Origin of the sequence: Paenibacillus sp. B1-35 (assembly GCF_050474385.1) — a bacterium.
Taxonomy (GTDB): Bacteria; Bacillota; Bacilli; order Paenibacillales; family Paenibacillaceae; genus Paenibacillus_B; species Paenibacillus_B alvei.
Map to the genome: position 1 here is coordinate 1 of NZ_JBCHVJ010000007.1, position 21,880 is coordinate 21,880.

Sequence of the window (21,880 nt, forward strand, 5' to 3'; positions counted from 1 at the left end):
GCACGCCGCCAGCGTTCGTCCTGAGCCAGGATCAAACTCTCCGTTAAAGTTAAGTTTGAACTGCTCATATCTTTTGACGAGGTATTGCTACCTCATTCACAAACGTTGCTCGTTGTTCAGTTTTCAAAGAACAATCTTCGTTTCTTGTTGCTCCGACATCTTTCAACATCTTTCGCAACAGGAACTTCATCTTATCACAGGAGCTGATTTGTTGTCAACACTTTTTTTGAAATCTTTTTTCGAAAAAGATTGTTTCAAGCGTTGAAGCTCTACTGCGCCGCCGCATCTCGCGGCTGGATTTATAATATATCACGGCTTGTCCTACTCTGACAACAGGAAATATCAACCATGATAAACTGCGTTTTGCAGTTCCTTCATAGTTGATATTTCAATTCCCTTATGGCTAACCGTTGATCCAAGGAATACTTCTTGTTTTTATAGAAGAACGTTCCTGCGCTGTCGTCTTTTTCGACGATTTTTTCTTTTTAGTTGTCCGTGATGGAGTCCCCTTGATCTTGGCTTGCTTTCCCTTTGAACCCACATTGGAAATATGGCCTTCTTTATCCTCGGTGTTTTCAGTATCGACGTTCGAGTCTACTTCTTCTACTCCTCCCTCTGCACGCTCGCCGAGACCGTCAATATCCGCTGTATTTGAAGCGTTGCTCTCAATTGACGAATTCGCCAGTCCCGGAATTGCCCCATACAGGCTTGGATTGTAATTCACACCATCCGAGCTATAACCAGAGGGCCGCATATAAGAATCATTCTCTTTCATAATAGGGGCATGCATATTGGATGCATTTGGCCATGATTGATTTTCATAACTATGTTTGCCATGTTCACTTTCATAACCACAAGGATACACGAACGGTTGGCAGCCGACTGGTCCCCACACCCCTGTTGGAATGGCGGCCGGGATTGCAGATTGGATGTATCCAGGTACTGTTGAAGCTGCCCCACCATACACCGGAGGATAAGGGGGATAAATGGCGGTTGGAATAGGCGGGAACCCTGGATCGCAAAAGATCGGCGTCGGCATACAATGATAGTCGTAAGGAGCCAACTGGCTATTCGGTTCAACTTTTGGTTTCATGTTTGGTTCTACATTTGGATGGACATTAGGATGTATATGCGGATGGATGTTTGGTTCTATATTTGGATGTACATTAGGCTGGATATACGGATGAATGTTTGGTTCTACATTTGGATGGATGTTAGGATGTATATACGGATGGATGTTTGGTTCTACATTTGGATGGATGTTAGGATGTATATACGGATGATTGTTTGGTTCTATATTTGGATGTACATTAGGCTGTATGTGCGGATGGATGTTTGGTTCTACATTTGGATGGATGTTAGGATGTATATACGGATGGATGTTTGGTTCTACATTTGGATGGATGTTAGGATGTATATGCGGATGGATGTTTGGTTCTACATTTGGATGGATGTTAGGATGTATATGCGGATGGATGTTTGGTTCTACATTTGGATGGATGTTAGGATGTATATGCGGATGGATATTTGGTGTTACATTTGGCTCGATATAGGATGGATACCAATTACTATTTATTTGATTACAGCCACAAGACTCATAAGGGATCGGGGAAACATATTGCGGAAGAACTGGAACAGGAATCTCATAGTTTGGCGGGCATGATGGAGCCGGGGCTGCAAAAGGATGTTGGATATTGGGCTGATTCTGAAAAGATTGATTCCCCATAGGCTGATTGAAGCTCGACGGATAGTTCATCGGCTGATTATAGTGCAACTGTTCATTCCCTACCCATGGCACATTTTGTGGACTAACTATATTTACCTTTTCCATTTCATACATAAATTCCGTTTTACTCTTTGGTTTCTTCGTCTCTACTTTCGGTTGGACAATTTCAACTTTTGGTTTTTTTACTTCCTCTTTCGGTTTTATCTCAGCATTCGGCTTTGTTACTTCTTCCTTCGGCTTTATCTCAGCATTCGGTTTATTTACTTCCTCTTTCGGCTTTATCTCAGCATTCGGTTTATTTACTTCCTCTTTCGGCTTTATCTCAGCATTCGGTTTATTTACTTCTTCCTTCGGCTTTACCTCAGCATTCGGTTTATTTACTTCTTCCTTCGGCTTTACCTCAGCATTTGGTTTATTTACTTCTTCCTTCGGCTTTACCTCAGCATTCGGTTTATTTACTTCTTCCTTCGGCTTTACCTCAGCATTCGGTTTATTTACTTCTTCCTTCGGCTTTACCTCAGCATTCGGTTTATTTACTTCTTCCTTTGGCTTAGTAACTTCCGATTTGGGCTTCGTTATCTCTTCCTTTGGCTTGGTATTTTCGGATTTTGGCTTGGTCAGTTCTTCTTTAGAAGGCGGTGGCACATTCTCATTAGGTGCTGGAACATTTCCGTCTGCTTGCACTTTCGGAATGTTCACAACTTGACCGATTACCAGCACATTCGGATTTTTGAGCTGTGGATTCGCATCAATCATTGTTTGAAGAGGTATTCCCCATGCCTTGGACAGCTTCCACAGGGTATCCCCTTCCTTTACTACATGCTTGTGTACAATCTCATGCCCGCTAGAAGGAACCGGAGTAGAGGGAACTTTGATTTTCATGCCTACATCCAATTCATTCGGGTTTGCAATCTGACTATTCATGGAAATTAGTTTTTCTAATGTTATTCCGTATTTTTTCGCCAGCGCATAAAGCGTGTCGCCTTTCTTAACAATGTGTATTTTCACTCCATGCAACCTCCCACACGTTCGTCATCCTACTCCAATCGGACATACGCCCGTAATCAACTATTATATCCTATGCAGCAAATAGGCGTTTGACATCCTAATATACAATAAAAACTAAAAAATCCTCCCTATAATAGGGAGGACAACAACTCTAATCTGCTAACGAAAACTCGTACGAGTAACTTGGATAAGTACCAAGGATACGCACTTGACAGCCAATTGCTTCGATTTCTTCAATTGCAGCAGGAAGCAAGACTGTGTCTAAGGCCATTTCAACATCGATATAGAAATAATAGCTGCCTAGCTTTCTCTTTGTTGGCCGGGATTCAATACGCGACAAGTTAATTCGTCGCCATGCAAATGCAGAAAGCACCTGATGAAGCGCCCCCGGAAAATCCTCAGGCAGCGTAACCAAAATCGTCGTCTTCTGTGCTGCGGAAGGAGGTAATTGAAGCGGCTTCTTCCCAATGAGCACAAAACGTGTAAAATTATTTTGGTGATCCGTCACCTTCGGTGCCAATATATCCAATCCATGGGTTTGCGCACCGATTGTAGTTCCAATGGCTGCCCAGCCGCGGTCAGGATTTTGCTTCACAATTCTAATCGCTTCAGCCGTGCTGCTCACATGTTCCAGCTCGGCATGCGGCAAATACGTACGGATATACTGCATGCATTGAGCCATCGCCACTGGATGAGACATTATTTTTTGAATATTGCTCCAGTCCCCCTGCACTTCTTTTTGGCGGCCTACAAGATTTTGAATAGACGGATACACCCATTCCGCTTGAAACGGCAAATCTACCTCGTGAACAATCCAGTCCATATGGAGATTGACCGAGCCTTCAATTGTATTCTCAATCGGTATAACACTATAATCTGAGTCGCCACGCGCTGTAGAAAGGAATACATCCGAAATCAGCTTGTAGTGTACAAATTGATGGTCTTTTCCAGCTAGGTGCAAAGCGGCCTCATGAGAAACTGAGCCTTCCGGCAATAATGCAATTCGTGCCATGTACGCTAACTCCTTTATCGGCTATTCACGCATGTGTGCGGATAAAATCGATGCCATATCGCCCCATGAACCGATGCATACCGCACCTTCCCGGCTTGGCTCTAATTCCTTCACTACAGCTTCAATGCGATGTTCCGCAAATGTATCCTTCATAAACATAATCAACTCACGGCTATTACGGCGTTTGTCAATCATGGCAAGCAATGTCGGGCCGGCGCCACTTAGTGCGGCTCCAAGCGCACCATACTGAACAGCATGTTCTAAAATATAAGTCATGCCCGGTATTAGCTGTGCACGATAAGGCTGATGCAGGCAATCTTTCATCGCCTCAGACAGTACATCAAATCTTCCATTGCTGAGAGCAGCAACTAGCAGCGAGGAACGGCTAATATTAAATACGGCACTTGCTACATCTACTTGAGTAGGCAGTACGCCACGAGCTTGCTTCGTTGCGAGCTGAAATTGTGGAATAGCGACCACCGTAGACAGATGGAAGTCCGGCTCAACACGTACATATGTCGTATGCTTGCCATCCCATGCAGCTGCTACAACCCCGCCCACAAGAGATGCACCAACATTGTCCGGATGCTGCTCAATTGCTGTCGCCATGTCATACAAACGATCAAGATCGAGCGGTTCACCAATGAGCTTATTAGCGGCAACCAAACCGCCAACGATAGCTGTGGCGCTGCTCCCGAGACCTCTCGTTAATGGGATTTCACTGTATACGTCCATTTCAATCGGACACTGCTCAACACCCGCTTCGGCAAATACAGATTGTGCAAGGCGATAAATTAAATTGCTCCTATCTGTCGGAATCCCGTTCAAATTAGAGCCATGCAATCTGATGACAGTATGATCAGCCGGCTTCATTGCAATCCATAGATGCAGCTTAAGGGCCATGCCAAGCGTATCGAACCCTGGACCTAAATTTGCAGTGCTCGCCGGTACACGCACGAGCACGCCTTCTTCCCGCCACATTATTGTTCACGCTCCAGCTTCGCAATAGCTTCCATAACTGCCTCTTCGGTATCTTGGACAACAAGCGGTTCCTTGGCTACCGTCTTAATTGCGATATTCGGATCCTTCAAGCCGTGCCCTGTGAGCACACTCACTACCGTTTCACCACCCTTGAAGTATCCTTCCTTATGAAGCTTAAGCACGCCTGCTAGCGACGCTGCAGAACCAGGTTCAGCAAATACGCCTTCCTTCGCGGCCATCAATTGATAAGCTTCGAGAATTTGCTCGTCGGTTACGTAATTAATTTGACCGTTCGATTGTTCCGCAGCTTCCACTGCTGTCTTCCAACTCGCCGGATTGCCAATACGGATGGCCGTAGCAATGGTTTCCGGATTCGCAATCGGCTCGCCTTTCACGATTGCCATAGCTCCTTCTGCTTCGAACCCAACCATTCGCGGCAAGGAACTCGTCTTGCCCGCAGCATGGTACTCCTTGAAGCCTTTCCAGTAAGCTGATATATTACCGGCATTACCAACAGGGATCGCAAGTACGTCTGGCGCTTTCCCCAATTGATCGCACACCTCGAAGGCCGCTGTTTTTTGACCCTCGATTCGATATGGATTTACCGAGTTCACGAGTGTTATTGGATGCTTTGCCGTAATTTCTCTTACAATTTCAAGCGCACGGTCGAAGTTACCCTCAATGGCGATAATTTTGGCACCGTAGATCATCGCTTGCGCAAGCTTGCCAAGTGCAATGTTATTATTCGGAATAAGAACGATGCAATTCAAACCTGCACGAGCTGCATAAGCAGCAGCCGCAGCGGAAGTATTGCCTGTAGACGCACACATAATGGTACGGCTTCCCTCTTCAACCGCCTTCGCTACAGCCATTACCATGCCGCGATCCTTGAACGATCCAGTAGGATTTAGCCCTTCATATTTAAAGTACAAATCCAAACCAAACTCTTCGGATAGACGATCCGCGCGAATCAGCGGCGTATTGCCCTCATGCAGCGTTAGCTTCGGCGTATTGTCGTTGATCGGCAAATATGATTTGTATGATTCCAATAGTCCCATGTATCTCATCGAAATAACCCCTTTTCTGCTGCCAAAGTGAAGAATTAACCTTCTACCCGATATGCGCTCTTGATGGATTTAATAACGTCCAGTTCTTCAAAATGTTTAAATACCTTCTTCATACTGGCTTGGCTAGCTTGATGCGTAATAATAATAATTTCAGCATCTGGATGATGTGGATTCGGCTGCTGAACCACCGAGTCAAGACTGACATCGTATTCTGCAAACACTTGCGTAATCTGTGCAAGCACCCCAGCCTTATCTTCGACATGAAGAAGAATAAAGTTTTTATAGGAAATCTGATCGTCCGTCTTTAATTTCTTTTCCCTATAAGGAGTCAACGCCCGCAGACCATTCACGCCGAGCTTCATATTCTTGATTACAGCAGCCAAGTCCGACACCACTGAAGTTGCAGTAGGCATCTCACCTGCACCCGGACCATAGAACATCGTTTCCCCTACAGCCTCACCGTATACGTAAACTGCATTGAACACACCATTGACCGAAGCGAGTGGATGTGCACTGCTGATCATGGTAGGCTGAACAACAACGCTGATCTGATCGTCCTGACGCTCTGCAATGCCGAGCAGCTTCATCTCATAGCCAAGCCGCTTCGCAAATAAGATATCTTCTTTCTTAATTTGCGAGATGCCGCAGACTTCAACATCCTCTAAGGCTACGTCTGCATGGAATCCAAGTGTCGCTAATATAGCCATCTTACGTGCAGCATCCAGCCCCTCTACATCAGAAGTTGGATCGGCTTCTGCGTATCCAAGTTGCTGGGCTTCCTCCAACACTTCCTTGTACCCAGCACCCTCCTTGCTCATTTTCGTCAAAATATAGTTCGTTGTTCCGTTAACGATCCCCATAATCTTCTTAATGCGATCGGATGAAAAGCTCTCCATCAGCGTACGAATAATCGGAATGCCGCCAGCCACACTCGCTTCGTACAGCACATCACAATGGTTGGCTTTTGCCTTTGCCATAATCTCTCGACCATGAAGTGCCATCAAGTCTTTATTTGCCGTCACCACATGCTTGCCGCGATCCAGCGCATCCATGATATACTGCTTCGTCGGCTCAAGACCGCCCATGACCTCGATCACAATATCGATATCAGGGTTATTAATAATGTCTTCAGCATGTTCGGTTAATTTATACTCAGGAATGCTAATACTGCGTTCCTTATGAATGTTGTTCACGAGTACCTTCTCAATTACAATCGGAGATCCTACTTGGCTGGACAAATCTTCTTGATGCCCCTCCACAATACGTACAACACCAGTTCCTACCGTCCCTAAACCTAGCAATCCAACTTTAATTGGCTTCATAAACCGGTTCCTCCCCTTCTCCCAGCAACTGTCTGTATCTTCATGTAGTGATAACGAATACCGATGTAAATTAAGCAAGTACACTTATCCTTGTCCGATGATTGTCACACGCTTCACACCAGGAATATCACGAAGCGCATCCAGCATGTTACCGAACGGCTCTGCAATCAGTGATGTTTCTACTGAAATCACTACATTGGCTATTCCTTGCAGTGGAATCGTCTGATTAATCGTAAGTACGTTTCCTTCAAATGAGGCGACGGAACCAAGCACCTTGGACAAAATGCCAGAACGATGATCCAAATCCATAGAAATGGTTACAATCCGTTCGCGCTCCAGTTGATTAAGCGGGAAGATGCCGTCTTTATATTTGTAGAAAGCACTCCGGCTCAAATCAACTCGCTCAGCAGCCTCATGAACCGTCTTTACTTCACCTGTTGCGAGCAATTGCTTTGCTCTTACCGTCTTCACTACCGCCTCTGGCAATATGTCTTCTCTCACCAAGTAATATCGCTCTGCCATGATCAAGTCCTCCGTATAAAGACTTTTGTTTATTTATAGAGGACATTATAGCGGATATGTACATAGGTTGGCAATAGGCTATCTATAAAAATCGCTTATTCATGCAACTTGCTGTTCTAAAAAGTTGAATACATTATACATGATTATCCCCATCGTTTTCCTAGTTTTTTTCTAAAAATAAAATCTCGCTGAAAAACACGAAACCTTTCTCTCGCAATACAGTATCACCTTACAATCAGTGAAAATAAGCGCTTGCCTGCTGTATCCAACGATTTTTTGGGAGGTAGAATTTTTCATGATACAAACATGGCTTGGCAATTCTAATACGAAGGTATCTAGACTAGGTCTGGGATGCGCTCCCTTATCCGTCTCCGGCAGACCTGACAGGTCACAAGCAATTGCTGTCATTCAAGCTGCATTCGAAAGCGGTATTTCGCTATTTGACACGGCAAATACATACTGCCTCGATGAACACGATCTCGGTCACAATGAGCACTTGCTGCAAGAAGCGCTGTCCGGCTATTCGAGTGATGATTATCTGATTATAACGAAAGGGGGCTTGGCTCGTCCGAACGGTACATGGATTTGTGACGGCAAGCCCCACTCACTTCGAGCGGCATGCGAACACAGCCTGCGCACCTTACAGCGAGAATACCATCCTATGTACATCCTGCATGCCCCAGATCCTGATGTCCCGTTCGAGGAATCAGTAGGTGAATTAATCCGGCTGCAAAATGAAGGAAAAATTCTTCATTTGGGCTTGTCCAACGTCTCTGTCGCTCAGTGCCAACAAGCGCTTAATATGACTGACAGTACACGCGGTATCGATCTTCTGCTGGACGCGGCCGATATATCGCTTCTAACGAATCTTGCTTCGTCGAGCAAACACTCCATTTGATCAAGAATATGGCACAAATAAAAAACGCCAGACCCAATATAGGATCTGGCGTTCCATCGTTGATACAGTAGGCAATCAATAGTAGCTGCTGCCTTCGACAAATTCAAACTCAAAGTCAGCAATGCGCACAATCGTTCCATCCGTTGCGCCGCGCTTCCGCAGCGCTTCGTCGATTCCCATATGGCGAAGCGTACGTGCAAAACGCAAAATAGCATCATGCGAGTTCATTTGCATACGCTTCAGCATATTTTCAACCGCTTCGCTTTCGACAACAAATGTATCGTTCTCGCGACGAATTGTAAATTCTGAATCGTGTTTCGTTTTCTCAAAGCGGTAAATTTTACGTTCTTCAACCTCTGCAACTTCTTCTACTTCAGGCGCCTCAGGCAAAGCTTCAAGCATATCCATTGCTTTATAAAGCAGCTCTTGAATCCCTTGGCGTGTAAGTGAAGAGATTGGCATAATTTCGATATCGCTTCCCGTCATCTCACGAACTTTCTCACGGAATATTGCCAAGTTCTCTTCCGCTTCGGGCATATCCATTTTATTGGCTGCAATGATTTGAGGTCGCTCGGCCAACTTCTCGTTATACAGCTTTAATTCCTCGTTTATCTTCACCCAGTCGTCAAATGGCTCTCGCCCCTCAGTGCCAGCCATATCAACGACATGGATAATGATACGGGTACGCTCAACGTGACGAAGGAATTCATGACCTAGTCCAATCCCCGTATGAGCACCTTCGATCAATCCTGGAAGATCGGCCATTACGAAACTGCGTCCTTCTCCAACATCGACCATCCCTAAGTTCGGTGTAATTGTCGTAAAATGATACGCGCCAATCTTCGGCTGTGCCGAAGACACAACGGAAAGGAGCGTCGACTTGCCAACACTCGGGAATCCGACTAAGCCTACATCAGCCATAACCTTCAGCTCAAGAATAACCCAGCGCTCTTGTCCTTCTTCTCCACGTTCAGCAAGCTCTGGCGCAGGATTATTTGCTGTCGCAAAACGAATGTTACCCCGGCCTCCTCGACCGCCCTTCGCGATAACAACTTCTTGCCCTTGACGTGTCAGGTCTGCAATAACTTCCTTCGTATCGTCATCGATGACTACTGTTCCAGGCGGAACGCGGACAATCATATCCTCGGCATTCGCCCCATGCCGGCTCTTATTCCGGCCCTTCTCGCCACGGTCAGCCTTAAAATGCTTCTGATAACGGAAATCTACAAGCGTACGCAACCCTTCATCAACACGGAAAATAACGTCGCCGCCATTTCCTCCGTCACCGCCAGCGGGTCCACCCATTGGCACATATTTTTCCCTGCGGTACGAGACGATTCCATCGCCTCCGTCGCCGCCTTTTACATAAATCCTCGTCTTATCTACAAACATGCTGTCACCTCATTATGCACTGCATGGCACGACTATATGGTAGGCATCCTGCCCATCATGTTGATTCGCCGACAACTGCTCCAGCCGCACGCCGCGTTCCATCGCAATTCGTCTGAGCTTCTCGGCCACTTCGCCCGGCCGAAGCAGTTTACCCTCTAATTGATATTGAATGTTAAGTTGGTTCGGTTCACACCATATCGCAAGCTGCAGCGGACAATAAGCATCCCCCTGCTCCTTGGATGCGAAGCGGAACGTGTGAACTGACTCCACAATCATATTCGTCAAGCGGACGGCATCCACCGTCAGGTTCAATCGGTCGAGTTCAAGCGGCTCTGGAATTATTACCTTAAGCGGCATCGTACCTCCAGAGGTACGGTGCTGCATTAAAAACATAATAAGTTCCGGAAGACCAAGCTTGGCAATACGGCTTTCCTCCGCCATTCTTTCCTTTATTGTTTCCACGCAGTCCGGTAATTTATCGTATTTTTTCAAACGAACATATCCATACAGAAGCTGCAAGTCATTCATCCAATCATGACGCTGATGATTCATTAATTGAATTGCGGATAATTGGGCGTCTTGAAGCATTTCTTCACTTCGTCGCTTCAGTTGTCGCGAGAACAGCCAAAATGCTGCGCCAATACTGGCAGCCATAACGAATGTGAGTCCAATACGCCATCCGATGTGCATATTGCAACCAATGATCGCTGTTGCGCTAACTGCAGCGACAGCAAAACAACAGCCGATCCATAAGCTTGTCCTATTCATCCCTTCGCTCCCCGATACTCACACATTTCCATTTATGTACAAACTCCCCGAATTTCAGTATATCATGTGCCTGAAATCGCGTCCAAACAAAATCATACTAAGAATTAAAGGATTTACATAAATCATTCCAAATCTCAATAGAATTTAGAAAGCATGCGGACCGCTTGAAGTGCGGTGATATGCGGGAAATCGTAAGCAGGTTAAAAAGGAAATGTTGAGGCGCAACCTCTAACGAGACAGCCCTCTGCTGTGTAACTACAGTTTTGAACGAGCTGCCATATTTACAAGGAAAGCTCTTTGTATGACTGAGGAATCTCGTCACTCTTATCATTAAAAAAACCCTCGGCTCAAGCCGAGGGTTTTCAGTCGTCTTAGTTCTCCACAGCTGCTGCAACTGGTGCAGCTTCAACCGGGTAGACGCTCGCTTTTTTGCGATCGCGGCCCCAACGTTCGAACTTAACAACGCCGTCCACTTTTGCGAACAGAGTGTCGTCCTTACCGATGCCCACGTTGTTACCTGGGTGAATTTTCGTACCACGTTGACGCACCAAAATGCTGCCAGCAGTAACTACTTGACCGTCGGAGCGCTTCACACCAAGACGGCGACCGATACTGTCACGGCCGTTCTTTGTGGAACCTACCCCTTTTTTGGATGCGAACAACTGAAGGTTCAGTTTCAACATTATAGTCTACCTCCTTGCTCACTTAATTGTCTTCTATTTGAAGATACGAATCGTATGAAGTTTCGATCGTGTACAAACTGACGATCATCGACTCCAACAGCAATTGAACCTTAGCTTCGATATCAGGCTGTCCAATGTGCGGAACACGTCCGCTCAAAAAGCCATCCTTCATCTCGCAATCAAGCTCAATGCCTGTCAATGCTTCAATGGCGTTCACCACGCCCACCGATACCGAAGAGACTCCCGCACATACGATATCCTCTCCGTGGCGAGCATAATTCGCATGTCCTTCAATGGAGAAACTCTCGATTGAACGATCCGGCTTGCGCCGTATAGTAATGCGAATCATATGGCACCCTCTTACGCCTGAATGTTCTCAATCGTCACTTTTGTATATGGTTGACGATGACCTTGCTTACGACGGTAGTTCTTTTTCGCTTTGTACTTGTACACGACAATTTTCGCGCCTTTTCCATGCTTTTCAACTTTCGCCGTAACAGTAGCACCGGATACTACCGGAGTACCTGTGACCAAACCGTTGTCCTTGGATACTGCCAATACACGGTCAAATGTCACGCTTTCGCCTTCAGCAGCGTTCAGCTTCTCGATGTACAATACATCACCTGCTTGAACTTTGTACTGCTTGCCACCTGTTTCGATAATTGCGTACATTGTGTTGCACCTCCTCATGTCTCAGACTCGCCTAAATCAGGTGGTAAAGCATGGCTTCACTCTTATACCTGTCTGGAGCGGTTACAGCATGTGCAGCACTAGACTTTACACATACCCGTAGATCTTAGCATAGTTCGTCATAAAAATCAACGTATAAATTCCGTTCCCCGTTCGGAAAGAGAAGAGGGAACTACCCCGCTCCCCTCGCACTCGGGACAAGTGTGGAACAATTGATGCATAACCTGTGCACGAACTTTTTTTCGTGTCAGTTCCATCAGACCAAGCTTCGTCCAGCCAACAACCAGACACTTAGTGCGATCCTTCCGCATCATCGTCTCTAATCGTTCTACAACACGTACTCGATGTTCTTCCGTTTCCATATCGATGAAATCAACAATGATAATGCCGCCGATATCGCGAAGACGAATAAGACGCGCAATCTCTTCCGCCGCCTCCAGATTCGTTAAAAATACGGTTTCTTCCAAATCGCTTGTTCCCGTATATTTTCCCGTGTTCACATCAATAACAGTCAGCGCTTCCGTTTGATCCCATACAAGATACCCTCCGCTTTGCAGCCATGTCTTGCGCTGAAAGGCCTTGTCCAGTTGATCTTTAACCCGGTAACGAGTAAATAGCGGCTCGCTGTCCTTATATACGTGAATTCGATTTTCCAAATCAGGGGCAAACGAACGAACAAACGACTGAACCTTTTTCAATTGGCGGACATCATCAATGAGCAGCTGATCAACCTCGCGCGAGAATGCATCACGAACAAGCCGTTCCACCATGCTTAAGTCACGGTGCAGCAAAGTGGGAGCCTGAGCCTCCTTGGCACGTATACCGATATCCCCCCACAGCTTGCGAAGTGATTCAATATCCCCCTCGAGCGTCTCAGTTGATTCGCCTTGAGCAACGGTACGAATGATCATTCCCTCTTCGTCTTGGCGAAGCTGGTCAGCAAGCTGTTTCAAACGACTGCGTTCCGATTCTTGCTCAATTTTCTTAGATACACCGATATAATCAGCATATGGCATAAACACCGAATATCTGCCAGGCAGCGAATAGTGCGTTGTAACACGAGCGCCTTTGCTGCCTAACGGATCCTTCATTACTTGCACGATAAGCTCCTGTCCGACACGCAGCAGGCTTGTTATCGGCGGTTTTTGCTTAGGTTGTTTCTCCAAATGAGGATGCAAACAATCATCGACATATAAAAATGCATTCTTCTTCTGTCCGATGTCCACGAACGCAGCCTGCATTCCAGGAAGCACATTCACTACTCTCCCCTTATATAAACTGCCGACCAGCGTTGTGCCAGTTGCACGTTCGACTGCAAATTCGACGAGCCGACCATGTTCAAGCAACGCCATCTGCGTCACCTGTTCCTCACAGTGAACAATCATCTGATTCATGGTATCACCTCTACTACAGCGCGTCATCATCCATTGTAACATGAAGCAGGATACGGTGAACATGCCGGTTTATGGAACAGACCAGAAAAAATCTTTTTCGATCCTCAATTTAATTCTATAAGCTTGGTAAAGCAGTAAACTAAGCCAAAACCGCACACCTTGGTTCATTCCTTTATACTATTGCGAGGCGGCGGCTCTTCAAAAAAAGCATCGATTAGCTGCTGCTCTGGCATTATCCGTACAATTCGCCCTTCATCGCCTACTACGTATATAAAATGATAATCATCTCTTCGGAACAGACGCACAATTCGTGATAACGAGCGTCCGCCTTCTGTTACAATCGGGCGCCCTAATGTCACCGCCCGTTCCCACTCTCGCAATCTTGTTGGGCGATGCATAAGGAAGCGTACGAAGCGAAAAGGGATATTTCGATGCTCCTCCCAGTTGGTCCAAATCAAAAATAACGCCATCATCATGAGATTAAGATTCAGCTTGCCGCCTGTCAGTAACGGATACATGCTGTATAACAACATGATCACACTACAGCCAAGACTGATCCGGGCACCAATCAACAGTGTTCGATGGTAACTCATCCATAGTGAGTACGCAGCTTGCATCATTCTGCCGCCATCAAGCGGGAGGATCGGCAGCAAATTGAACAATCCAATAAAAGCATTCGCCTGAATAAATCCATCTGCCCATTCCGGGCTGCACCACCCCATCGTTTTCAAATACAACGCAATGAGTATCATGAGTCCGTTCTGCACGGGGCCAGCTATCGCTACTACCCACTCTTGCCATGCAGGAGACAGGGCCCCATCCTCGGTCTCTGCCATCCCCCCGAATGGAAGCAGCTTAACCTCAGTGATGCTCCAGCCAAATGCTTTGGCGCAAGCAACATGTCCTAATTCATGAATAAAAACAATTGCAAATAAGGTAAGCAGTTCGTACATATAACCTGTAACAGCAGCTGCAGCCATGAGAATGATGAATAATGGATGAAGCGAATAGGTGGTTCCACCCCATTTAATCAAGTCGTATCACATCCGCCGGGTCAATATATACTCCGCGCTGCTGCATGGCAAAGGTAAGCACGGGATTAGTGCCTATCCCTGCAGACTTTCCATTGCCCTGAATCGTGCCTATGGTCGCACCAGACTCAAGCCAGTCATCTACTTGAACCGAGCTGGATGAAAGTCCACCATATACCGACACTAGACCATCAGCATGCTGAACGACTACCGTGATGCCGTTCTTCTCATCTGTTGTTACTTGTTCAATTTTACCAGTAGCGATATTCTGAACTTCGATCGCTGTACCATTAGAATCATCAGGTTCAATAGCGACGCTCCTTAAATTCATAGCAAAAGGTTGCACAATCTGCCCCTTAATCGGAGGCGGATAGGAATGAGCGGCCTGTACAGTCTTCGTAGATTCCTTATCTTGTGGAAACAAAGGGATGAATACAGGTGTTCCAGCAAAGGTTCGTTCATACCAGGCCGCAATCGGCCGCATATCCATTTCGTCATGGAGAGACGTTTGTATCCAGGCCCGCATTGGTGCATTCCACTCAGCCGGGAAGGATGTAATTCCGTAAGCAGCAGCGAACAACAGAATAGATACAAGAAGTCTGGAACGCCAAGAACGCCACACACTGCCTCCCCTTGAAGGAGGTTCCTCCCATCCATAACGCTCATTCCATTGTGTTCGGTTCAGCTTCCACTGCTGCTCAGGGTCATATTGAGACCTCCGGCTCGATTCGTAGTCCTCGCGCTGTTCTATGTTTTTATTGTCAACCGTTGCGGAGGGATAGCTCAACACCACTTCAGGGTGAACAAAGGCAGGCGGAGACGATATTCCATCCACATCTTCCACCGCATGCGACTTGCGTTTTACTTCTTCAGCAATTAGAATGTCTCGGATTCGCTCCTGTCTTCGACGTCGAATGTCCTCTTTCATGCTTGTCTCATCCCTTCTTAACCCAATTCATCAGCAAGTATGCAAGTTTTAACCGACTTAATGAGGTGCTTATCCCATATGTATGACAAGCCCGCAGCATATATGAACAGCGAACTAGAGAACAAGCGGTTGTACGAAAAAGCGGCAGCACGTCCGTTATGGACATGCTGCCGCCGCAGTTGCAATCTGTGTATAGTAAGACCTTGGCTCAAGCCAGACCTAATTAAGGCTCTATTTGATATTTTTCCTGATAGATGTGTATGCTCATGACCAGTCCAATACAAATCATATTTAAGAGGAGCGATGTACCGCCATAACTGATGAATGGCAATGTAATCCCGGTAATTGGCATCAAGCCAATCATCATCCCTATATTCTCGAAAATTTGGAACACGAACATCGACACGATACCGATAATCATGTAGGATCCCCGCAGGTCATAGCACTGGAAGGCAATGAGAATCATCCTGTAAATCATCAGAAAGTATAACAGCAGCAGTAGGGCTGAGCCCTGGAAACCGAATTCTTCGCCAATTACGACGAATATAGCATCCGAGTACGTATATGGTATGAAGCTGCGCTGCTTCAGCTCGCCCTTCAAATACCCGTCGCCGCTTAGGCCGCCAGAGCCGATGGCAATCATCGCATAGTTGGACTGATGCTTCGCATCATCCGTTGCATCGTCTGGGTTAATAAACGTATTAATCCGTTCATACCAATGTTTCTTCTCGAGCTTGTAGACGAAGAAATCCTTCACTTCTTTGTTGAAGGTCGTAAACGAAGCATACACTGCTCCCCCTAAGACAGCCACACAAATGAGGGCCACAAGAACATGCCGGTATTTAACAGCTCCTATCCACAGCATCCCAATTAGAATAACGATATATATAATGGCGTTACCGAGGTCAGGCTGAATAACAACCAGTCCAAATGGAAGTAGCGTTATAAGTCCGATTGGAAGCAAATCCTTCGTAAACGTTAGCGGATCTCCGTCCCTTCTCCCTAGCAATTGCGCGAGCGCGAAGATGAGCGTAATTTTCGCAAGCTCAGCAGGCTGGAAGGTCTGCCCTCCGGGGAGCTTATACCAGCCAACAGCACCGTTTATATTCGCCCCAAAGAAAAACACGCCTACGAGAAGCACGATTGTGATTCCCATCGAAATGGGCCAGCTTTTTAATAACAGCCGATAATCGAACAGTGCTACAGCAAACATAAGGATGAAGCCGATCACATAAAATATGATCGTTTTCATCATCATGGAGGTATCACTAAACGTCGCATCTCCATGCGTTGCACTCAAGATGACCAGTGGGCTGAATATTGAAAACACGAGCAAAATACTGACTATTATCCAATCAATTCGTTTCAGCTTGTTCAGCACTGATTAATCATCCCATTCCAAAAAACTTCTTCACGCGGTTCAGCACGCCCTTCTTCTGCTCAAGCGGCATAAGCGGCACTGTATCCCCTAGGATGCGGCGCGCGATATTGCGATAAGCCACAGCAGCAGGAGCATCCGGATTCATGACCGTAGGCTCCCCAGAGTTAGCGGCTTTAATAACCAATTCATCATCAGGAACCACGCCGAGCAGATCGATATTGAGCACTTGCAAAATATCGTCCAACTCGAGCATTCCGCCATCCTTCTTCATCATATTGGCACGAACCCGGTTTACAATCAGCTTCGGCGAGGAGACTTCGGAATTCTCCAGAAGCCCAATAATTCGATCAGCATCACGAACTGCTGCATTCTCAGGTGTCGTAACGACGATAGCATGATCTGCGCCGGCAATTGCATTTTTAAACCCTTGCTCAATACCTGCCGGACAGTCAATGATAATATATTCGAAGTCCTTTTTTAACTCCAGAACGATATCCTTAACCTGCTCTGGCGACACTGCCAGCTTGTCCTTTGTCTGTGCTGCAGGCAGCATATACAATTCATCAAACCGCTTGTCCTTGACAAGCGCTTGATTCAAGCGGCAACGGCCATCCGCAACATCGCAAATATCATAGATGATACGATTTTCAAGCCCCATCACGACGTCTAGGTTGCGAAGACCGATATCTGTATCGATCATACACACCTTTTTGCCGAGCAAAGCAAGCGCGGTACCAATATTCGCGGATGTCGTCGTCTTACCGACGCCGCCTTTGCCCGAAGTGACGACGATTGCCTCTCCCATCCTCCTACACTCCTTTGAACATATTGATGTCCTTGCGAACGCGATGAAGCTGCGAGATTTTATCAATTTGCATGACATTGTCATGCACATAAGCAAACTCCATATGCGATTGAGTAACCCCCCATTCATCCGGCGGTCTGCTAATGATTTCACCTATGCGCAATTGCGTCGGTGCAAATAACGAGGCCGCGATGACAGCGGAAAGTTCTCCTTCTACTCCTGCATGAACCGTTCCACGCAGTGCCCCCAGGACAAATACATCGCCTGTGCATACAATTATTCCGCTAGGGTTGACATCCCCTAAAAACAATAAATTTCCTTCGTGACGCAGCACCTGTCCGGAACGTACCATACCGGTTCTCGTTTCGATATGATACCCCTTCTGCTCCGCCTTCTTATCCACAATAGATTCAATCGAACGTACGAGTAAATTCCCTTGCTGCCGCAGCACGCCCAGCACTTCTGTCTTCTGCTCGTCTGTCACAGCACGGGCTCCTAACTTGACATCGACATAAACAATTGGCCCGTCGAAAAAATGCGGTGTATGTTCAAGCTTGTCGCGCAATTCACCCAACAAGACTGTAAATTCACACTTATCGTCAAGCAGGAACACTAGGCCGTCCTTCGTGCCTTTAATCGTTACCAGTGGCTTGGCCGTCATGAAAGGTCCCTCCCCAATTTTATCTTTTTCGAGATGGAAGAGGAAAGTTCCTGCAATACCGTGTTGAAACATAAGAAATTCCCTCATAATTGTCTGTTTCTTCGAACGGGCTTTGTTTTATGAGAGTTGCTTTGTTACAAGCACATGTATTACGTATTCAACATACAATTTCTGATACAGGATCATAAAAAGGCACAAGCCGTCTGGAAACAATTCCAAGACGGCTATCACCCCTGTTCATCTTCGGTAGATTTCTTCCCAGATAAATGGTCGAACCATCTTCGCATCGGAACATATATGGCCAACGAAAATATAAGCTGCACAATCAGGCTCGGAATCATAAAATCGAATATTGCATATTCGAACGTCATTCCATGCAAGCCAAACAGCCGGTAGGCCGCATATAGCATCGTCTGATAGGCAAAGGTGCCGAATACTGAAATGATCATCATCGAAATCATGGCTGTGTGGCGGGACGCAAAAAGCAATCCCGTCAAATATCCGAGCAGCCCCATGCTAAATGTATGCGGGCCCAGCATATGTCCATAATATACAATATCCTGCAGAAACCCGAATCCCAATCCCATCATCAATGCAGCATGCCGATGATGATATACGGCATGATACAGGATTACGATGAATACCAACTGCGGCACAATCCGTCCTTGCCATGCATCTGGAATTAATACAGGCAGCAGCGATCCTTCCATCAGGAAGAGAATGAACATGAATACGATCATCCAGTTTCGATTCATTGCTGCGCCTCTTTCCCAGTCTCATTCATATCTGGTGTGATGACAATGAACAGCTCACGCCAGTCGCGATAAGTTGCAGCAGGCTTAACAGTTGCGGAATGCGTTAACCCAATATCCCCTACTTGCCGTGATACAACTTGCCCAAGAACGAGACCTTTCGGGAATGAACCTCCAAGGCCAGACGATACAATTGTATCCCCCTCCTCCAGTTCATCATCCTCTTGAATACGTGTCATTAAGAACGTACCGCTACTATGATCATAAGACTCAATTATGCCGAAAGACTTGTTTTCCTTGCCGAGCACAGTAGCCGAAATCGCAGGTGAATTCGGATCCTTCTCATCCATATTCGTCAGCAGCTGAACAGTTGAGGAGAATTCGAATACACGGCTCACAATCCCCACTACACCTTCCGTCGAAATGACAGGCATCCCTTGACGCACACCATTTTTTGAACCAAGGTTCAAGTTCAGCGTCTGGTTGAACGGATCCGCTACATTAATCGACGTCACCTGTGCAATGCGGTACTTGTAAGGCAAATTCATTTGCTTCTGCCGCTCTGTAAAGTTCAGATCGTCCTGAAGCCGTTTATTTTCCGCTGCAATCGAATTGTAGTAAGCTTTATCCCGTGTATATTGTGCGAGCATCGTCTTCAACTGCACGTTTTCTTCATGCAGGTCTTTCAGATTGCCAATATCCCTCACGAAATTCGATACATAAGAAGCTGGCCGATAGAAAATTTGCTGCACAAAGGTTACGGTGTCATGTACAAACTTCTCTGGCCATGTAAGATTCAGTCGTCCGCCTAACGTAAACCCCATCAACGCAATAAATAAAATAAGGCCGAACAACATCAAAAATAAACGTTTGTTCCCCAAAAGCTTAAACAGAATTAACACCTTCTCATCGTAAAGAGGTACTCGTTCCCTCAGAAAAGAGGTTGCTCATGATGCCCGCTTGCCATCATCCAGTCGTTCCCGCAAGCATCATGCCAGCATGAAGCTTGGCAGCAACCCTTAGCGATAACAATGCCCGCGTCGGTGGAACGAATCGACGCGGGTATCAGACTACCTCATGGGCGTATTCTTATCGTTTGGAACGAAGCGCTGAACTGCTGCGTCCCTTGAACAAATGAATATTGTCAAGCGCGCGTCCAGTACCAATCGCTACGCAATCTAGCGGGTTCTCTGCCACGATGACCGGCATTCCAGTTTCACGAGCCAACAGCTTGTCTAGATTGCGGAGCAAGGCGCCGCCGCCAGTCAGAACAATACCGCGATCCATAATATCAGCTGCCAATTCAGGAGGACATTTCTCCAACGTTACCTTAACAGCTTCCACAATTGAGCTCACTGTATCTGCCAATGCATCTGTAATTTCGTTCGAGGAAATCGTTAGTGGCTTCGGAAGACCTGTCAACAAGTCGCGGCCGCGAATTTCCATCTTTTCTTCTTCATCAAGTCCCATAGCAGAACCGATATCCATCTTCAACTGTTCTGCCGTACGCTCACCAATCATCAAATTGTATTGGCGCTTAATGAATTGAATAATTGCTTCGTCCATTTCATCGCCTGCAACGCGAACGGAACGGCATGTCACAATACCCCCGAGGGAAATAACAGCTACCTCAGTCGTACCGCCACCAATATCAACAACCATGCTTCCTGTCGGTTCCCATACAGGCAGATCAGCACCGATAGCGGCCGCAAACGGCTCTTCAATCGTATAAGCTTCTCTAGCTCCCGCTTGCTTCGTAGCGTCTTCAACCGCACGCTGTTCTACGGCCGTGATGCCGGAAGGCACGCATACCATTACGTTCGGATGGCGCGGGAACAGCGAACGCTGCTTCTGAGCTTGCCGAATGAAATATTTTATCATTGTCGCAGTTGTGTCAAAGTCTGCAATGACTCCGTCTTTCATTGGACGGATTGCACGGATATTCCCCGGTGTACGTCCAATCATATTTTTCGCGGCTTCACCTACCGCCTCGATCGTCTTCGAATCTGTGCGGATTGCTACCACAGACGGTTCACGCACAACGACACCTTTTCCGCGTACATAGACCAATGTATTTGCAGTTCCCAAGTCAATTCCTAAATCTTTCGTAAAGCCACCCAACATGATGTTAATCTCCTTTTTATAACCTTCAATCTCAATCATTATATTACATGAGCCCGCGTTCCTTCAAACTCACATATTGGTTATCGCCAATAACCAAATGGTCCAGCAGTTCGATGCCAACAATCTCCCCAGCCTCCATGAGCCGCCTTGTAAGGGCAACATCCTCCGGGCTTGGTGTTGGATCTCCACTCGGGTGATTGTGAGCACATATGATGGAAGCCGCACCGCACTTCAGAGCGGCTTTAAACACTTCGCGGGGATGTACCAAAGAGGCATCCAGGATGCCGATCGAAATCGTTTCCTGAGCTATAATTCGATTCTTCGTATTCAAAAACAAACAAATAAAATGTTCCTTGTCATAGTATCGCATAGATTCCATCAGCAAATCAGCAGCATCTTGCGGCTGTCGTATCTGCAGGGCATCTTCCAGACAAGAGCGCGACATACGGCGTCCTAATTCTAATCCGGCCTTCAATTGCAGCGCCTTAGCGTCCCCTATACCACGAATTGCAGTCAATTCCGTGATAGACATATCATGCAAATGCCGCAGTTGACCTACCTGATTCAATATTCGCTGCGCCAACGTAATAGCAGACTCGTTCCTTGTACCTGTACGCAGTAATATAGCAAGTAATTCAGCATGGCTTATCGATTCTGCCCCATATTGCATCATGCGCTCTCTCGGACGTTCTTCATGGGGAAGATCGCGTAGAAGTGGACTATGTCCCATTCTTA

22 protein-coding genes and 1 other annotated feature are annotated in these 21,880 nt (G+C 46.5%); of the genes, 1 reads left to right on the forward strand and 21 read right to left on the reverse strand.

Annotated elements, in window-relative coordinates; genetic code table 11:
• Positions 1–403: 403 nt before the first annotated feature.
• The 6 genes from ACQ5BJ_RS21145 to ACQ5BJ_RS21170 form a co-directional block, all read right to left on the reverse strand.
• Positions 404–2,734 (reverse strand): LysM peptidoglycan-binding domain-containing protein, encoded by a 2,331-nt coding sequence (locus ACQ5BJ_RS21145; protein WP_430112265.1) that lies wholly within the window; start codon positions 2,732–2,734, stop codon positions 404–406.
• 151 nt (positions 2,735–2,885) lie between these two features.
• Positions 2,886–3,746 carry a prephenate dehydratase gene (gene pheA / locus ACQ5BJ_RS21150; RefSeq protein WP_005547397.1) on the reverse strand — a complete coding sequence of 287 codons (861 nt, stop codon included), beginning with the start codon at positions 3,744–3,746 and terminating at the stop codon, positions 2,886–2,888.
• Positions 3,747–3,767: 21 nt separating this feature from the next.
• Positions 3,768–4,727, reverse strand: coding sequence for a homoserine kinase (gene thrB, locus ACQ5BJ_RS21155; RefSeq protein WP_367667684.1), 960 nt, complete (start codon positions 4,725–4,727; stop codon positions 3,768–3,770).
• Complete coding sequence (thrC, locus tag ACQ5BJ_RS21160) at positions 4,727–5,794, reverse strand: threonine synthase (RefSeq protein ID WP_430112268.1); 1,068 nt, start codon at positions 5,792–5,794, stop codon at positions 4,727–4,729. The genes thrB and thrC overlap by 1 nt, the downstream gene beginning before the upstream one ends.
• Positions 5,795–5,829: 35 nt before the next feature.
• Entirely contained in the window at positions 5,830–7,116 is a 1,287-nt protein-coding gene (locus tag ACQ5BJ_RS21165; protein WP_005547392.1) for a homoserine dehydrogenase, read from the reverse strand.
• An 84-nt stretch (positions 7,117–7,200) separates the two neighbouring features.
• On the reverse strand, positions 7,201–7,638 hold the full coding sequence (locus ACQ5BJ_RS21170) for an ACT domain-containing protein (protein WP_005547391.1): 438 nt from the start codon (positions 7,636–7,638) through the stop codon (positions 7,201–7,203).
• A gap of 295 nt (positions 7,639–7,933) precedes the next feature.
• On the opposite strand from ACQ5BJ_RS21170, the gene ACQ5BJ_RS21175 reads away from it, so the two are divergent.
• Positions 7,934–8,536, forward strand: coding sequence for an aldo/keto reductase (locus ACQ5BJ_RS21175; protein WP_430112270.1), 603 nt, complete (start codon positions 7,934–7,936; stop codon positions 8,534–8,536).
• A 75-nt stretch (positions 8,537–8,611) separates the two neighbouring features.
• On the opposite strand, the gene obgE is transcribed toward ACQ5BJ_RS21175, so the two are convergent.
• From obgE to radC, 15 genes are all read right to left on the reverse strand, one after another.
• A complete protein-coding gene (obgE, locus tag ACQ5BJ_RS21180) occupies positions 8,612–9,928 on the reverse strand; it encodes a GTPase ObgE (protein WP_005547389.1) in 1,317 nt (438 codons plus the stop codon).
• Positions 9,929–9,940: 12 nt separating this feature from the next.
• Positions 9,941–10,696: a Spo0B domain-containing protein gene (locus ACQ5BJ_RS21185; RefSeq protein ID WP_005547388.1), complete on the reverse strand. Its 756-nt coding sequence runs from the start codon at positions 10,694–10,696 to the stop codon at positions 9,941–9,943.
• 371 nt (positions 10,697–11,067) lie between these two features.
• Complete coding sequence (gene rpmA, locus ACQ5BJ_RS21190) at positions 11,068–11,379, reverse strand: 50S ribosomal protein L27 (RefSeq protein ID WP_005547387.1); 312 nt, start codon at positions 11,377–11,379, stop codon at positions 11,068–11,070.
• A gap of 22 nt (positions 11,380–11,401) precedes the next feature.
• Positions 11,402–11,728, reverse strand: a complete 327-nt coding sequence (locus ACQ5BJ_RS21195; RefSeq protein ID WP_005547386.1) for a ribosomal-processing cysteine protease Prp — start codon at positions 11,726–11,728, stop codon at positions 11,402–11,404.
• Positions 11,729–11,739: 11 nt separating this feature from the next.
• Positions 11,740–12,051: a 50S ribosomal protein L21 gene (gene rplU, locus ACQ5BJ_RS21200; protein ID WP_005547385.1), complete on the reverse strand. Its 312-nt coding sequence runs from the start codon at positions 12,049–12,051 to the stop codon at positions 11,740–11,742.
• A gap of 13 nt (positions 12,052–12,064) precedes the next feature.
• Positions 12,065–12,144: a sequence feature (ribosomal protein L21 leader region), on the reverse strand.
• Between the two features lie 53 nt (positions 12,145–12,197).
• Entirely contained in the window at positions 12,198–13,463 is a 1,266-nt protein-coding gene (locus tag ACQ5BJ_RS21205; RefSeq protein ID WP_268599230.1) for an Rne/Rng family ribonuclease, read from the reverse strand.
• Between the two features lie 164 nt (positions 13,464–13,627).
• On the reverse strand, positions 13,628–14,497 hold the full coding sequence (locus ACQ5BJ_RS21210; protein ID WP_005547382.1) for a site-2 protease family protein: 870 nt from the start codon (positions 14,495–14,497) through the stop codon (positions 13,628–13,630).
• Positions 14,490–15,422 carry a peptidoglycan DD-metalloendopeptidase family protein gene (locus ACQ5BJ_RS21215; protein ID WP_430112274.1) on the reverse strand — a complete coding sequence of 311 codons (933 nt, stop codon included), beginning with the start codon at positions 15,420–15,422 and terminating at the stop codon, positions 14,490–14,492. Before ACQ5BJ_RS21215 ends, ACQ5BJ_RS21210 begins: the two co-directional genes overlap by 8 nt.
• 223 nt (positions 15,423–15,645) lie before the next feature.
• The gene (locus tag ACQ5BJ_RS21220; protein ID WP_005547378.1) at positions 15,646–16,803 is read right to left on the reverse strand and encodes an FtsW/RodA/SpoVE family cell cycle protein; all 1,158 of its coding nucleotides are present in this window, start codon (positions 16,801–16,803) and stop codon (positions 15,646–15,648) included.
• Between the two features lie 7 nt (positions 16,804–16,810).
• Complete coding sequence (gene minD / locus ACQ5BJ_RS21225; protein WP_005547377.1) at positions 16,811–17,608, reverse strand: septum site-determining protein MinD; 798 nt, start codon at positions 17,606–17,608, stop codon at positions 16,811–16,813.
• Between the two features lie 4 nt (positions 17,609–17,612).
• The gene (minC, locus tag ACQ5BJ_RS21230) at positions 17,613–18,269 is read right to left on the reverse strand and encodes a septum site-determining protein MinC (protein WP_040736033.1); all 657 of its coding nucleotides are present in this window, start codon (positions 18,267–18,269) and stop codon (positions 17,613–17,615) included.
• A 227-nt stretch (positions 18,270–18,496) separates the two neighbouring features.
• Positions 18,497–19,024: a rod shape-determining protein MreD gene (mreD, locus tag ACQ5BJ_RS21235; RefSeq protein ID WP_005547373.1), complete on the reverse strand. Its 528-nt coding sequence runs from the start codon at positions 19,022–19,024 to the stop codon at positions 18,497–18,499.
• The gene (mreC, locus tag ACQ5BJ_RS21240) at positions 19,021–19,923 is read right to left on the reverse strand and encodes a rod shape-determining protein MreC (protein WP_040735979.1); all 903 of its coding nucleotides are present in this window, start codon (positions 19,921–19,923) and stop codon (positions 19,021–19,023) included. Before mreC ends, mreD begins: the two co-directional genes overlap by 4 nt.
• Positions 19,924–20,110: 187 nt before the next feature.
• On the reverse strand, positions 20,111–21,145 hold the full coding sequence (locus ACQ5BJ_RS21245) for a rod shape-determining protein (protein ID WP_005547368.1): 1,035 nt from the start codon (positions 21,143–21,145) through the stop codon (positions 20,111–20,113).
• A 43-nt stretch (positions 21,146–21,188) separates the two neighbouring features.
• Positions 21,189–21,875, reverse strand: coding sequence for a RadC family protein (gene radC, locus ACQ5BJ_RS21250; protein WP_005547366.1), 687 nt, complete (start codon positions 21,873–21,875; stop codon positions 21,189–21,191).
• Between the last annotated feature and the right edge of the window lie 5 nt (positions 21,876–21,880).